The organism is Amycolatopsis sp. NPDC051128 (genome assembly GCF_040682715.1).
Classification (GTDB): domain Bacteria; phylum Actinomycetota; class Actinomycetes; order Mycobacteriales; family Pseudonocardiaceae; genus Amycolatopsis.
The window spans coordinates 38,294-52,358 of sequence record NZ_JBFBBN010000008.1; the positions used below are offsets into that span (position 1 = coordinate 38,294).

A 14,065-nucleotide genomic window follows, 5' to 3' on the forward strand; every position below is an offset into this window, starting at 1 on the left:
CCGCAAGCTAGCGGGCAGCACCGACAAGTTCGGACCGCTCGGCCGCCGCGGCCCGCTGAACAGGGCGAACGGTGCCGCGCAGCAACCACACCCCCACCGCGAGCACCAGCCCCGCGACGCTGGCGGCCAGGAACGCGGCCGAGGGACCCGCGTGCTCGACGACGTACCCGCTGACCGACTGGCCCATGGCCAGCCCCAGTGTCACGGCGGTGAGCACCCAGCCGAACGCCTCGGCCGCGGTCCCCGGCGGCGCGACCAGTTCGATCGCCGCCGAGTGGGCCGTCGACTGCGGCGTGATCAACGCGCCGGCGAGCAGCATCATCAGCGCCAGCCCCCACAGCGACGACGGCCACGCGAGCAGCGCGACCAGCGCGCCGAACCCGCCGAGCAGCGCCGGCAGCCGCAGGCCCAGCCCTCGCGGCCACGGCCGCAGGCTGTACGCGACGCCGAACGCGACCGAGCTCAGCGACCACGCCGACAGCAGCAGGCCACCCACGGACGCCTGGCCCGCTTCGGTGGCCGACGCCGGCACGGCGACCTCGACGAACCCGATCACCACGCCGAAGCCGAGCGCGGCCAGCGCGAGCGTCCGCATGCCCGGGCTCGACAGCGCGCCCAGCAGCGACCCCTTCGAGCCGGCAGAAGGACCCCACGCCCGCACGGCCGGGCTCAAGGCGAACAGCACCGCGCCGGAGAACTGCAGCGCGACACCCAGCACCAGGCCGGTCCCCGCCCACGGCGCCATGACCAGCAGTCCGGCCACGCCGGGACCGAGGATGAAGAAGACCTCCATGCTGATCGCCTCGTACGAAAAGGCGGCGTTGCGCGCCCCGCCGGGCGGGAGCAGCCGCGCCCACAGCGCCCGCGACGCGGATCCGACCATCGGCTCCGACAGCCCGGTGAGCGCGCCGAACGCGACCAGCACGGCGGTGGCCGCGTGCGCCTCGATGGCCGCGACCAGGGCGGTCATCGCGAGCGCGGAGAGGAGAGCGGTGACGAGCAGGGGCCGCGTCGGCCCGAACCGGTCGATCAGCCTGCCCTGCACCACGGCGCCCACCGACACTCCGACAAGAGAACCGGCCGAGACGAGCCCGGCGGCGGCGAAGGAACCGGTCTCGCGCTGGACGTAGAGCAGGGCCGAAATGCCGATCATGGCGATCGGCAGCCGGGCGAGCACGGAGGCGACGGCGGGCCGCCGGGCCGCGCGGTTCGTCAGCGCGGCTCGGTAGTCCGCGAGGGACGTGTGGCTTTCGTGGTTCGGAGCAGACTGGGACACGCGTGCCAGTATGCCGCAGAGTGGTACGTCAGTACCAGTTATTTGACGGTCACCTGCGTCACGGGCAGACTGGAGATCGATCTTGGGGCCGGTGCGAGCGGTCTCGATCCGGTAACACTGACGATATTCTCCGTGGGCTCCCGCAACGAAACGGCGCAGACGGCGTCTTTGAGGGTGAATGGCCTTGAATTCGTGGGCATGGGCCGTGATGGTTGAACAACAGCAAAGAACCCAGCTCCCTCCGGCATAGGGTCGGGGCCTGACCCGGAGGGCGGGGTGCGCGGATCGTCGGGGGATGGTCCGCGCAACAACGAAGAGCCGGTGCGCCACGTCGGGGGTGGCGCCCGGCTCTTTGTTGTTGAGCAGCTACCACAACGAAGGCCCCTGACCAGCAGGTCAGGGGCCTTCGTTCAAGAACTCAGCGGGCGCGGCGAGCCAGGCGCTCGGGGTCCAGGATCAGCACGCTCTTGCCTTCCAGCCGCAGCCAGCCGCGGTGCGCGAAGTCGGCCAGTGCCTTGTTCACGGTCTCGCGCGAGGCGCCGACGTACTGGGCGATCTCTTCCTGCGTCAGGTCGTGCGTGACCCGCAGCAGGCCCGCCTCCTGGCTGCCGAACCGCTGCGCGAGCTGCAGCAGCGCCCGGGCCACGCGGCCCGGGACGTCGGTGAAGATCAGCTCCGCGACCATGTTGTTCGTCCGGCGCAGGCGCCGCGCGACCACGCGCAGCAGCTGCTCGGCGATCTCCGGGCGGGTCGAGATCCACTGCCGCAGCGCCGGGCGGTCCATCGTGACCGCGCGGACCTCGGTGACCGTGGTCGCGCTCGACGTCCGGGGACCCGGGTCGAAGATGGACAGCTCGCCGAACATGTCGGACGGGCCGAAGATGCCCAGCAGGTTCTCGCGGCCGTCCGGGGACTTGCGGCCGATCTTCACCTTGCCGGACTGGATGATGTACAGCTTGTCGCCGGGCTCACCCTCGTTGAAGATGACGTGCCCGCGGGGGAACTCCACGGATTCCAAGGTCTGGGCCAGCGCCTCCGCCGCTGCCGGCTCCACACCCTGGAAAATGCCCGCACGGGCCAGGGTTTCGTCCACCTCGGGTGCCTCCTCGTCGAGAAACGATCACGCTCCCCCGTGCCTGGAGGAGCGTGACGCCGATCACTTGCGCGTCAGTCTAGGGCGTACTCCCGAGATCGCTCATCGGACGCGCGCGCCCGCGAAATGATCTCGTTCGAACGTGGAGCCTAACTCCGCACGCGACGCGCGCGTAGCCTGGCTGCCCGTCCGCCCAGCCTACGCAGCCGGAACAGCTCCAGCGCACGGCCGATGCCGTGCCCGTAGAGCGCCCGGACCTCGTTGGGCTGCGCCTGCTCGAGGAACTCTTCGACCTCGTTCTCCTGCACCGCGACGTGCTTGAGCCGGCTCTCCACGCGCTCCATGAACAGCGCGAAGAACATGATCACCAGGGGGACCAGGATGACGAACCAGACAGTCATGACCGGACCCCGAAACACTCAGTGAAAAGCATCTACTCCAGATCCTCGCTCATGGCGGCCGGAAAACTGCGCCGAGTGGTGCTCTGGCGTGTCGGTCGTCCACCGGTGCACTGACCGGCTCGTCCGACGGCGCCCGTAGGCTATCGGGGTGCCTCCTGCCACCACGAACGCCCCCCGTGAGGGCGCTGGTGAAAGCCGGTTGGCTCTGGTGAGACGCGCAAGGCGGATGAAGCGTTGCTTGGACGACGTGTATCCCGGCGCCCACTGCGAGCTCGACTTCACCACGCCGCTGGAACTGCTGGTCGCGGTCGTGCTGTCCGCGCAGACCACCGACGTCAGGGTGAACCTCGTCACCCCGGCCCTGTTCAAGCGCTACCGGACCGCCGCCGACTACGCGGGCGCCGACCGCACCGAGCTGGAGGAGTTCCTCCGGAGCACCGGCTTCTACCGGGCCAAGGCGAACTCCGTGATGGGGCTCGGCGCGGCGCTGGTCGAGCGCTTCGGTGGCGAGGTGCCGAACAAGCTCGCCGACCTGGTCACCCTGCCCGGCGTCGGCCGCAAGACCGCCAACGTCGTGCTCGGCAACGCCTTCGACGTCCCGGGCATCACCGTCGACACCCACTTCGGCCGGCTGGTCCGGCGCTGGGGCTGGACGGCGGAGGAGGACCCGGTCAAGGTCGAGCACGCGGTCGGCGAGCTGATCCCCCGCAAGGAGTGGACGATGCTCTCGCACCGGGTGATCTTCCACGGCCGGCGCGTCTGCCACGCCAAGAAGCCGGCCTGCGGGGCCTGCCCGCTGGCCAAGGACTGCCCGTCGTACGGCACCGGCCCGACCGGGTTCGAGGAAGCCGCGAAACTGGTCAAAGGCGTCGAAAAGGACCACATCCTGGCGCTGGCGGCGCCCCGGTGACGACCGTCACCAAATGGGCGCTGGCCGCCGCCGTGCTGGCGGTGGCGCTCATCGTCGCGCTGCTGCCGCGCGGCTCGGACACCGCCGTGAAGCCGTCCGAAGATCTCGCTCCGGCCCGGGCCGCCGCCGCGCTCCAGCCGTGCCCGGCGCCGGGTCCCGTGCCGCCGGTGAAGCAGCTCGAAGGGGTCAAGGCGGATTGCCTCGGCGACGGCGCGAGCATCGACGTCGGACGCGCGCTGGCCGGCGCTCCGGTGCTGGTCAACGTCTGGGCGTCGTGGTGCGAACCGTGCCGGACCGAGCTGCCGTTGCTCCAGGAGTACGCGAAGCAGCCGGGTGCCGTGCGCGTCCTCGGCGTCCAGGTGCAGAGCCCGGCGAAGGACGGCTTGAACCTCCTCGCCGAACTGGGCGTGCACCTACCGTCGGTGTTCGACGGGGACGGGCAGAGCGGGCCGGTCCGGACGGCGCTGAAGGTGCCGTCGTCGCTCCCGGCGTCCTACCTGGTCACCGCGGCCGGCGAGGTCCGGTTCATCGCCAACCCACGGTTGTTCAGGAACACTGACCAGGTGCGCGCGGCAGTGGGAGGGACTTCATGATCGGACCGCTGGTCGAGCCGGATTCCGTCCCCGAGTGGCTCCGGCCGCTGGTCAAGGTCAGCGGCGAGGTCGATTCGAAGACGTTCACGCGGTTCAGCCCGCCCGAAGACGCCTACACGCGGCCCGCCGCGGTGCTCGTCCTCTTCGGCGAGCAAAACGAAACAGTCGGCCCTGACGTCCTGCTGCAGCGCCGCGCCGACACGCTGGGCTCGCACGCCGGGCAGGTCTCCTTCCCCGGCGGCGGCGCCGAGGACGGCGACGGTGGCCCGGTCGGCACCGCGCTGCGCGAGGCCGAAGAGGAGACCGGCGTCGTCCCGTCCGGTGTCCGGCCGGTGGCGGTCCTGCCCGAGCTGTTCGTCCCGGTGTCCAAGTTCGCGGTGACACCGGTGCTGGCGCACTGGGCCGAGCCGTCACCGGTGCACGCGGTCGATCCGGCCGAGACGGCGTCCGTCGCGCGCGTCGCGATCGCCGACCTGGTCGATCCGGCGAACCGGTTCATGGTCAAGAAGGCCGGCATGCCGTGGAAGGGGCCGGCCTTCGAGGTCGGCGGGCTGTTCGTCTGGGGCTTCACCGCCGGGTTGCTGTCGGTTCTCCTGGGCCTGGGAGGCTGGGAACGCGAATGGGACTCGGGCGACGTCCGGGACCTCGACGAGGCGCTGGCCGCGTTCCAAGCGCGGTTGACAGGGGAGTGAAGCAGTGAACTGGGTAGATGTGCTGGTACTGCTGCTCGCCCTGCTGGCGGCCGTGTCCGGCGCGTTCCAGGGCGTGATCATCGCGCTGCCGTCGCTGGTCGGCGTCGTGCTCGGCGCGATCATCGGCATCAAGCTCGCACCCGTGGTCGTGGCGTTCTTCGACGACCCGGTGTGGAAGGTCGCCTGCGCGGTGGCGACCGTGGTGTTCCTGGTCGCGTTCGGCGAGGCGATCGGCGTCTACGTGGGGCGCAAGCTCCGGCAGAAGATCAACCCGGACAAGCTCTCCGGCATCGACAAGACGCTCGGCGCGGTCGTGCAGGCCGTGGTCGTGTTCGTGGTGGCGTGGCTGATCGCGACGCCGCTGACGACCGTGTCCGGCCTGCCGGGGCTGGCCAAGGCGATCAACAACTCGGTGGTGCTCGGCAAGGTCAACGACACCATGCCGGAGGCCGCGCAGGGGTTCCCGAGCCAGCTGCGCAAGCTGCTCGACGCGTCCGGCTTCCCGTCCATCATGGATCCGTTCGAGAAGGCCCCGACGGCGGACACCTCGCCGCCGGACCCCGCGCTGCAGGGCAGCGGGGTCGTCCAGGACCTGCACGGCAGCGTGGTCAAGATCCGCGGCAGCGCCAGTTCCTGTGCGCGGTCCCTGGAGGGCAGCGGGTTCGTGATCGCGCCGCAGCGGGTGATGACGAACGCGCACGTCGTGGCCGGCACCGACACCGTCGGCATCGAGACGACGCAGGGCGACTACCCGGCGCGCGTCGTCTACTTCGACCCGGAGGTCGACATCGCGGTGCTCGCCGTGCCGCGGCTGCGGGCCCCGGCGCTGCAGTTCGCGTCGGAGACGGCGAAGGCGGGCGACAGCGCGATCGTGCTCGGCTACCCGCTCGACGGCCCGTACCGGGCGACGCCCGCTCGCGTGCGCGGCCGGATCAACCTGCGCGGCCCGGACATCTACGAGGCCAACACCGTCCAGCGGGACGTCTTCACCGTCCGCGCCGAGATCCGCAGCGGAAACTCCGGCGGCCCGATGGTGACCCCGGACGGCCGGGTCATCGGCGTCGTGTTCGGCGCGGCGGTGGAGGACCCGGAAACCGGCTTCACGCTGACGGCCGAGCAGGTGCGGGCCGAGGTGGCCGCGGCGTCGTCGCAGACGGCGAACGTGTCCACCGGGTCCTGCGCCGCCTAGCGCCCGAACCCCCTAACGCCCGAACCTCAGGGCGAGGCCGTCCAGCAGCGCCCGCATGCCCGACTCGAAGATGTCGTCCAGGACGAGGTCGTAGCCGGTCTCCCCGAGTTCGCGGAGCATCTTGGTGAACACCGGCCGTCCGCTGATCATCGGTCCCATCGAAGGGAGCTGGCGGTCCATCCACTCGCCCTCGGACAGCCCGGACGAGGCCAGCGCGTGCTGCTCGCGTTCGAGGTGGATCGCGATGCCCTGGATGTAGCTGAAGAACAGGACGTGCAGGTCGCACAGCGTCGCCGCGTCGACGCCGAGCTCGGACAGCGCCGCCAGTGCCCATTCGCCGTGCAGGCCGAGGTTGCGCAGCGGCAGCGGACGGGTGATCGGCGCGAGCTGCGCGAGCCACGGGTGCCGCCGGTAGAGCGACCAGAGCGTCCGGCCGCCCAGCGTCAGCCGCTCGCGCCAGCCCCGCGGCGGGTTCGTCGGGTAGCCGCGTTCGCCGTAGGCCGCGTCGGCCATCAGCATGACCAGCTCGTCCCTGCCGCTCACGTACCGATAGGGCGCCATGGCCGCGACGCCGAGGCGGGCCGCGATGCCCCGCATCGAGAGCGCGGTGAGCCCCTCCGCGTCGGCGATGTCGATGGCCGTGCGCACGATCCGGTCGCGGGTCAGCCCCCGCTGGTGACCGCCGCGGCGGTCACGGCCGGCGACGACCGTGCCGGACCGCGGCTCCGCGCGCACCAGCCCTTCCTGGCTCAGCAGGGCCAGCGCCTTCGCCGCGGTCGCCATCGCGACCCCGTGGTCGGCCGCGAGCCGCCGGGTCGAGGGCACCCGCGCGCCGGGCGGGAGTTCGCCGCGCGTGATCCGATCACGCAGCTCGTCGGCGATGACCACGTACTTCACGACTGTCTCCTGACCTAGTACAGCTGACCATCTGTACTAGCACAGATATGGCCTTTGAGCTGAGAGAACTCCAGTGTGGTGCGAACAAGCGTACGACTCTGGAGGAACAATGCGAAACGTCCTGATCTCCGGCGCCGGTGTGGCCGGTGGCACCTTGGCCTGGTTCCTGGCGCGCGAGGGCTGGGCCGTGACCGTGGTGGAGCGGGCACCCGCCCCGCGCGCCGGCGGCCAGGCGATCGACGTGCGTGGCGTCGCGCTCGACGTCGTCGACCGGCTGGGTCTCGGCGACCGGATGCGCGCGGTGCGCACCCGGATGCGCGGAATGTCCATGGTGGACGGTGACGGCCAGGAGCTGTTCCGGTCCGAGGACCACACCTTCAGCAGCGGACGGCTCGACAGCGACGACATCGAGCTGCTGCGCGACGACGTCGTGGCGATGCTGCTCGAGGCGTCCGACGTGGAGTACGTCTTCGGCGACTCGATCACGGCGTTGACCGAAGAGGCGCACGGCGTGCGCGTGGAGTTCGAGCACGGTGGCTTCCGGACGTTCGACCTGGTCATCGGCGCGGACGGCCTGCACTCGGTCGTGCGGCGGCTGGCCTTCGGGCCGGAGGAGGAGTTCACCCGCCACCTCGGCCAGTACCTGGCGATCTTCCCGGCGCCGAACTTCCTGGGGCTGGAGGACTGGCAGGTCTGGTTCCGGCACGAGAACGTCGGCGGCGCGGTCTACCCGGTGCGGGACAACACCGAGCTGCGCGTCACTCTCGGCTTCGGCTCGGACCCGCTGCCCCGCCACGACGTCGAGGGACAAAAGCGGCTCATCGCCGAACGGCTGGGCGGGCTCGGCTGGGAGGTGCCGAAGCTCCTCGAAGCGATGGCCGCGGCGGACGTCTTCTACTTCGACGCGATGGCCCAGGTCCACCTGGACCGCTGGTCGACGGGCCGGATCGCGCTGGTCGGCGACGCCGGGTACTGCGCGTCGGCGCTGTCCGGCCAGGGGACGAGTCTCGCGCTCGTCGGCGCGTACGTCCTCGCTCAGGAACTCGGCCGGGCAAGCCACGAAGAGGCCTTCGCGGCTTATGAACGCCGGATGCGGCCGTTCGTCGCGCTCAACCAGGCGCTGGCCACCGAGAACCCGCAGGGACCGGCGTCGGAAGAGTCGGTCGAGCGGGCGAAGAACGCCATCAGTCTTGCTTGAGGAAGTCCACCAGGGCCGCCGACGCGCGGTCCGGCGCTTCGAGATGGGGGAAGTGCCCGACGCCCGGCCAGATCTCCGGCTCGGCGTGCGGGCCGGCCCAGCGCACCGACGACGTCGCCGTCTCGGGGAGGACGCAGGGGTCGTCGGCGCCGTGCAGCTGCAGCGTCGGCGCCACGATCCGGGCGCTGACGGCCTCGGTGAAGCGGCGGCCTTCGCCGCGGAACTGGGCTCGGAACGCCCACCGGTAGTACTCGAGCGCGCTGTGCGCGACGCCGGGCACCAGCATCGCCTGCCGGAACACCTCGACGCTGTCGGTGAAGTCCGAAGTGGACCGCCAGCGGCGGCCCGCCCAGCTGCCGAACAGGTCGGCCACGGGCTGCGCGTCGTCGCGGACCAGCCACTTCTCCGGCGCCATCGGCACCTGGAAGCGGAAGAGGTGCCCGGCCGCGCGGCCCTGGCCGCGCCAAGGCGTGCGGGCCACCGACGACCGCAGCGCGAGGGGGTGGGCCGCGCCGATCGCCGTCACCGAGGACACCAGCCGTGGGTGCAGCGAGGCGACCGTCCAGGCGAGCATGCCGCCCCACGCGTGCCCGACGAGGTGCGCGCGCCGCGCCCCGAGCGACTTGATCAGCCCGCCGACGTCACCGGCCAGCGTCCACGCGTCGTAGCCGCGGGGCGGTTTGTCGGAGTCGCCGTAGCCGCGCAGGTCGACGGCGACCGCGCGGAACCCGGCTTCGGCCAGTGCCCGCAGCTGGTGGTGCCAGGTCCACCAGAACTCGGCGAACCCGTGCAACAGCACCACGACGGGACCCTCGCCGAGCTCGGCGACGTGCAGCCGGATGCCGTTCGCGGACACGTCGCGGTGGGCCCACGGGCCGTCGAGCCGGACGGTCGACGGGTCGGGGGACGCGTGCAACGACTCAGTCGCGTGTGGTGGTCAAGTCGGCTTCGGGCGCGCGCTGTGGCTTGAGCGCGGCGGCGGTCTCCCTGACGCTGGCGATCGTCCGCTCGGGTGCCTTGAACTTCTTCACCTTGCGGTAGCCGAGGAACCCGACGGCCGCCGCGGTCAGAAGCATGAGCCCGAAGACGGCGAGGAACGCGAGCGAGCGGACGTGCCACCACTCCGCGAGGCCCTCGGCGGCGGTGAAGAAGATGAAGAACGTGCTGTACAAGAAGACCGTCAGCGCGATCAGGAAGTAGACGCCCCCCTTGATGCCCTTCTTCACTTCGCCGACCAGCTCGGACTTCGCGAGTTCCATCTCCGCCCTGACCAGGGTCGAGATGTGCTGGGTCGCGTCGCCGACAAGCCTGCCGATCGACTGGTCGCCGGGGACGTCGGTGTCGGAGGACAGCGGGAGGTAAGGTACGGCCCCCACGCCGTCGGGGCCGATGCGTTCGTGCTTGGGGCTGCTCACCGGGTCATCGTGCCATGTGTCGATTGTGGGAGCGCGGCGGCGTAGCCGAGTGTCGTGAGATCATTCCAGTTGGGCGTGTATCCGGTTTCGCCGAAGAAGCACGAGGGCCGCGAGCAGAGACGCCGTCGCCGAGGCGATCAGCACCGCCGCCTTGGCCAGTTCACGCAGATCGGCCGGGAGTGCCAGCTCGGCGATCAGCAGGCTGACGGTGAACCCGACCCCGCCGAGCACGGACAGCGCGCCCATGTCGCGCCAGCCCATCCCGCGCGGCTTCTCCGCCACGCCCAGCTTCACGGCGAGCACGCTCGCGCCGAGGATGCCGACGACCTTGCCGCCGAGCAGCCCGGCCAGCACCGCCAGCGGCAACGCCGTCGTGAACACCGCGCCGAGCGAGCTGCCGCTGACCGAGATGCCGGCCGCGAACAGCGCGAACACCGGCACGGCGACCGCGGACGACCACGGTTGGAGCCGGTGTTCGAGCCGCAGGGCCGGCGCTTCGGCCTCGCCCTCGTCGGCCCGGACGCGGGTGAGCAGGCCCAGCGCGACACCGGCGATCGTCGCGTGGACACCCGCCGAGTGCACCGCCACCCAGGTGACCAGCGCGAGCGGCACGTACAGCCACGACGTCCGGACCCGCCGGTGCTGCAGGTACGCGTACAGCGCGAGGGCCGCGACCGCGACGGCCACCGCGACCAGGTCGAAGCCCGTCGTGAAGACGACGGCGATGACGATGATCGCGCCGAGGTCGTCCACCACGGCCAGCGACAGCAGGAAGATCCGGGCGCTCGACGGCAGGTTCGACGCGGTCAGCGCCAGCACGCCGAGCGCGAAGGCGATGTCCGTGGCGACCGGGATCGCCCAGGCCCGCTCGATCCCCGGCGTCCCCCAGCCGACGCCGAGCGCGACGAGCGCGGGCACGACCATGCCGCCGAGCGCGGCGACGACCGGCAGCACCGCCTGCTTCAGGCGGGACAGCTCGCCGACGACGAGCTCGCGCTTGAGCTCCAGTCCGGCGACGAAGAAGAACAGTGCGAGGAGGCCGTCCTTCGCCCAGTCGCCGACGGACAGGTTCAGGTGCAGGAACTCCGGGCCGAGCCGGAAGTCGCGGAGGGCGTAGTAGCCGTCCCGCAGCGGCGAATTGGCCCAGAGCAAGGCGACCGCGGTCGCGGCGAGCAGGATGATCCCGCCGGTGGTCTCGGTGCGCAGGTAGCGCGCGAACTCGCTCAAGGGACGGGACATGGTCGGCTCCTGGGGTCGGTGACACCGTTGCCGACCAGACTTCCCGGCGCACCTTGACGGTACTTTAGCGCCTCTTTGTCACGGATTGTCATGACCGCCGCCACAAGCGGTGTCGGTGGTGGGTCACCTGGTGGGCTCATAGCATGACAAGAGGAAACCAAGTCCGGGACAAAAGGGGAGGACGACAGTGGTGAGCACCTCAACCGACGTCCAGCAGGACACGAGGTTCTTCGGGCACCCACGAGGACTCGCGAACCTCTTCGGCGTCGAGATGTGGGAACGGTTCTCCTTCTACGGGATGCTCGGCATCCTGCCGATCTACCTCTACTACCAGGTCGAGCAGGGTGGTCTCGGCCTGGCGCAGGAGTCCGCGCTCGGCATCGTCGGCGCGTACGGCGGCCTGGTGTACCTCTCCGCCGTCGTCGGCGCCTGGGTGGCCGACCGCCTGCTCGGCTCGGAACGGACGCTGTTCTACAGCGCGGTGCTCATCATGATCGGCCACGTGAGTCTGGCGCTCCTGCCGGGCCTGACCGGCATCGGCGTCGGCCTCGTCTGCGTCGCCCTCGGCAGCGGCGGGCTGAAGTCGAACGCGACCGCGATCGTCGGCACGCTGTACGCCGAAGGCGACGAGCGGCGCGACGCCGGTTTCACGATCTTCTACATGGGCGTCAACCTCGGCGCCTTCGTCGGGCCGCTGCTGACCGGGCTGGCGCAGACCGAGGTCGGCTTCCACCTCGGCTTCGGCCTGGCCGCGATCGGCATGGCGCTGGGACTGATCCAGTACACGCTGGGCCGCAAGAACCTCGGTGAGAAGGCCAGGGAAGTGCCGAATCCGCTGCCGGCGTCGCGGCGGCTGCTCGCCGTCGGGGCCGCGGTCGTGCTGGTCGCCGCCATCGTGGTGCTGGTGCTGACCGGCCTCGTCAACCCGGGCAACCTCGCCGACGTCGTGGTCTGGGCGGTCGGCGTGATCTCGGTGAGCTACTTCCTCGTCATCCTGACCAGCCCCAAGATCACCGGCGACGAGCGCAGCCGGGTGTTCTCGTTCATCCCGATGTTCATCGCCAGCGCGGCGTTCTTCTCGCTGTACCAGCAGCAGTTCACGGTCGTCGCGGCCTACACCGACCAGCGGCTGAACCGGGACCTGTTCGGCTGGGAGATGCCGGTGTCGTGGGTCAACTCGATCAACCCGGTGTTCATCATCGTGTTCGCCCCGCTGCTCGCGGCGCTGTGGACGAAGCTCGGCGAGCGGCAGCCGTCGACGCCGGTGAAGTTCGTGCTGGGCACGGTGCTGATGGGCGCGGCGTTCCTGCTGTTCCTGCCGATGGTGGGCAGCGGCGAGAACGCCAGCCCGCTCCTGGCGATGGTCGGCATCCTGTTCGTGTTCACGATCGCCGAGCTGATGCTCTCGCCGGTCGGGTTGTCGCTGTCGACGAAGCTCGCGCCGGTGGCCTTCCGCACCCAGATGGTCGCGCTGAACTTCCTGTCGATCTCGCTCGGCACGGCGATGTCGGGCAAGCTCGCCGCGTACTACTCGGTCGACAACGAGGCGCCGTACTTCGGCACCGTCGGCGGTGTCGCGATCGCCATCGGCTTGCTGCTTCTGGCGGCGACGCCCTTCATCCGCAAGCTGATGAAGGGCGTCCACTGAGCTGATGCGCCCTCGGCGGGAGGGCGTGCCTCGGGCTAGCCGATGGTGACTCCGAAGATCACCCCGACGAAATACGTCACCACCATGGTGAGAGCGCCGACGCCGACGTTCCGGAGGATCGCGCGCCCCGCGTTCGCGTCGCCGAGCCTCGCGCTGACCCACCCGGTCAGCGTGAGGCCGACGACGACCGCGGCGGCGCACGCCCACACCCGCAGGGAGACGCCGGCCCAGGCGATGGAGAGGATCGGCAGCAGCGCGCCGACCGAGAACGCGACCAGCGACGCCCACGCCGCCTGCCACGGACTGGTCAGGTTGTCCGGGTCGATGCCGAGCTCGGCCTCCGCGTGCGCCTGCAGCGCGTCCTTTTCGGTCAGTTCGCGGGCGACCTGGGCCGCCAGCTCCGGCGAAAGGCCCTTTTCCTCGTAGATCTCGGCGAGCTCCCGCTCCTCCGCCTCAGGCATCGCCTTGAGCTCCTGCTTCTCCAGCCGGAGCAAGGCCTGTTCGGTGTCGCGCTGGGTGCTCACGGAGACGTATTCCCCGCCGGCCATGGAAAAGGCGCCGGCGACGAGCCCGGCGATTCCGGCGGTGAGAATGGTCGTGCTTTCCGTGGTGGCGCCGGCGACGCCGACGACGATCCCGGCGACCGACACGATTCCGTCGTTCGCCCCGAGAACCCCGGCTCGCAGCCAGTTCAGCTTCCCGCCGACGCCCTGGTGTGGTTCGTGGGCGTGCCCGACGGCGTCACCGTCAATCGTTTCGGTCACCGCACAAGTGAAACACGAACGGAGAATCGTGGCGAGACTTCGGTTTTCGGTCAGGTAGGCCTAATTAACGGCTGCCTTACCTAACCTGGTCCTGAGTGGACTCCGCTGTCCGCCTCGGAAAACGCGGAAAAGCCCGGCCCCGCCAGTGCGGAACCGGGCCCTTCCTGAACAAAGCTCAGCCTGGCGGTGAAGCTCAGGCGTCCAGCTCGGCGAGGGCCTGCTTGGCCTTCTCGAGCTCGGCCTCCAGCGCGGCGACCTTCGCGGCCTGCGCCTCGCGGGCCTGGTTGATCACCTCGTCGATCGGGCCGGACAGGTCCGCGTGCAGTTCCTTCGCCGCGCGCGAGACCGCCGCCGCCGGGATCTCGAGGCCCTTCGCGACCCACTTGCTGCCGTTCTTCAGCTCGGCCTGCCACTCGCCGTCGGCGGTGCCGGTGACCGTGAGGATCAGCTCGACCGTGCGGGTCTTCTTCGCCGTCGACGCCGTCGCACCCTTCGGGCGGCCGCGCTTCGGCTTGGGGGTCTCCTCGGCGGCTGGTGCGGTCTCGTCGTCAGAGGTGGACGCGGACTCGGTGACGGTCGCCTCGGCGGCGGGAACGTCGGTGGCCGGCGCCTCGGTGGTCGCCGGCGCCTCGGCCGTTTCCTCGTCGTGCGTCAGGACATCCACGGTCATCGTCGTGTCGTCTCCTTGCCCGGGAAGTGGGTGTGGTTCGCGGCACAGTGTAGAACATGCGTTCGACAGGTGCCGCTCGG

Annotated in this window: 15 protein-coding genes; 6 read left to right on the forward strand and 9 right to left on the reverse strand. The window is 70.6% G+C overall.

Going from position 1 to position 14,065, the window contains the following annotated elements:
- Positions 1-7 precede the first annotated feature (7 nt).
- The 3 genes from AB0M82_RS11420 to AB0M82_RS11430 form a co-directional block, all read right to left on the reverse strand.
- Positions 8-1,276, reverse strand: a complete 1,269-nt coding sequence (locus AB0M82_RS11420; RefSeq protein ID WP_364720070.1) for an MFS transporter — start codon at positions 1,274-1,276, stop codon at positions 8-10.
- A gap of 418 nt (positions 1,277-1,694) precedes the next feature.
- A complete protein-coding gene (locus AB0M82_RS11425) occupies positions 1,695-2,369 on the reverse strand; it encodes a Crp/Fnr family transcriptional regulator (RefSeq protein WP_003081747.1) in 675 nt (224 codons plus the stop codon).
- A gap of 149 nt (positions 2,370-2,518) precedes the next feature.
- Positions 2,519-2,770 carry a hypothetical protein gene (locus AB0M82_RS11430; protein ID WP_013230551.1) on the reverse strand — a complete coding sequence of 84 codons (252 nt, stop codon included), beginning with the start codon at positions 2,768-2,770 and terminating at the stop codon, positions 2,519-2,521.
- Positions 2,771-2,996: 226 nt separating this feature from the next.
- Here AB0M82_RS11430 and nth point away from each other — a divergent pair, with 226 nt between their 5' ends.
- From nth to AB0M82_RS11450, 4 genes are read left to right on the forward strand one after another with little or no spacing between them, the layout of a single operon-like run.
- Positions 2,997-3,680 (forward strand): endonuclease III, encoded by a 684-nt coding sequence (nth, locus tag AB0M82_RS11435; RefSeq protein WP_364720073.1) that lies wholly within the window; start codon positions 2,997-2,999, stop codon positions 3,678-3,680.
- Positions 3,677-4,273: a TlpA disulfide reductase family protein gene (locus tag AB0M82_RS11440; protein ID WP_364720075.1), complete on the forward strand. Its 597-nt coding sequence runs from the start codon at positions 3,677-3,679 to the stop codon at positions 4,271-4,273. The genes nth and AB0M82_RS11440 overlap by 4 nt, the downstream gene beginning before the upstream one ends.
- Complete coding sequence (locus tag AB0M82_RS11445; protein ID WP_364720077.1) at positions 4,270-4,965, forward strand: CoA pyrophosphatase; 696 nt, start codon at positions 4,270-4,272, stop codon at positions 4,963-4,965. The genes AB0M82_RS11440 and AB0M82_RS11445 overlap by 4 nt, the downstream gene beginning before the upstream one ends.
- Before the next feature lie 4 nt (positions 4,966-4,969).
- Entirely contained in the window at positions 4,970-6,154 is a 1,185-nt protein-coding gene (locus AB0M82_RS11450) for a MarP family serine protease (protein ID WP_364720079.1), read from the forward strand.
- Positions 6,155-6,166: 12 nt separating this feature from the next.
- Here AB0M82_RS11450 and AB0M82_RS11455 read toward each other — a convergent pair whose 3' ends face one another.
- Complete coding sequence (locus tag AB0M82_RS11455) at positions 6,167-7,051, reverse strand: GntR family transcriptional regulator (protein ID WP_364720081.1); 885 nt, start codon at positions 7,049-7,051, stop codon at positions 6,167-6,169.
- A gap of 109 nt (positions 7,052-7,160) precedes the next feature.
- Between AB0M82_RS11455 and AB0M82_RS11460 the strand changes: the two genes are divergently transcribed.
- Positions 7,161-8,249 carry an FAD-dependent monooxygenase gene (locus AB0M82_RS11460; RefSeq protein ID WP_364720083.1) on the forward strand — a complete coding sequence of 363 codons (1,089 nt, stop codon included), beginning with the start codon at positions 7,161-7,163 and terminating at the stop codon, positions 8,247-8,249.
- Here AB0M82_RS11460 and AB0M82_RS11465 read toward each other — a convergent pair.
- The 3 genes from AB0M82_RS11465 to nhaA are packed head-to-tail and all read right to left on the reverse strand — an operon-like array spanning position 8,236 to position 10,903.
- Positions 8,236-9,165: an alpha/beta hydrolase gene (locus tag AB0M82_RS11465; protein WP_364720084.1), complete on the reverse strand. Its 930-nt coding sequence runs from the start codon at positions 9,163-9,165 to the stop codon at positions 8,236-8,238. The genes AB0M82_RS11460 and AB0M82_RS11465 overlap by 14 nt on opposite strands.
- A 4-nt stretch (positions 9,166-9,169) precedes the next feature.
- Positions 9,170-9,664 (reverse strand): phage holin family protein, encoded by a 495-nt coding sequence (locus AB0M82_RS11470; RefSeq protein WP_364720087.1) that lies wholly within the window; start codon positions 9,662-9,664, stop codon positions 9,170-9,172.
- Positions 9,665-9,724: 60 nt separating this feature from the next.
- Entirely contained in the window at positions 9,725-10,903 is a 1,179-nt protein-coding gene (gene nhaA, locus AB0M82_RS11475; RefSeq protein ID WP_364720090.1) for a Na+/H+ antiporter NhaA, read from the reverse strand.
- Positions 10,904-11,093: 190 nt separating this feature from the next.
- On the opposite strand from nhaA, the gene AB0M82_RS11480 reads away from it, so the two are divergent.
- Positions 11,094-12,551: a peptide MFS transporter gene (locus AB0M82_RS11480; protein WP_364720092.1), complete on the forward strand. Its 1,458-nt coding sequence runs from the start codon at positions 11,094-11,096 to the stop codon at positions 12,549-12,551.
- A 35-nt stretch (positions 12,552-12,586) separates the two neighbouring features.
- On the opposite strand, the gene AB0M82_RS11485 is transcribed toward AB0M82_RS11480, so the two are convergent.
- Together AB0M82_RS11485 and AB0M82_RS11490 are read right to left on the reverse strand one after the other, a co-directional pair.
- The gene (locus AB0M82_RS11485; RefSeq protein WP_364720094.1) at positions 12,587-13,315 is read right to left on the reverse strand and encodes a VIT family protein; all 729 of its coding nucleotides are present in this window, start codon (positions 13,313-13,315) and stop codon (positions 12,587-12,589) included.
- Positions 13,316-13,508: 193 nt separating this feature from the next.
- On the reverse strand, positions 13,509-13,985 hold the full coding sequence (locus tag AB0M82_RS11490; RefSeq protein ID WP_364720097.1) for a DUF6319 family protein: 477 nt from the start codon (positions 13,983-13,985) through the stop codon (positions 13,509-13,511).
- Positions 13,986-14,065 lie beyond the last annotated feature (80 nt).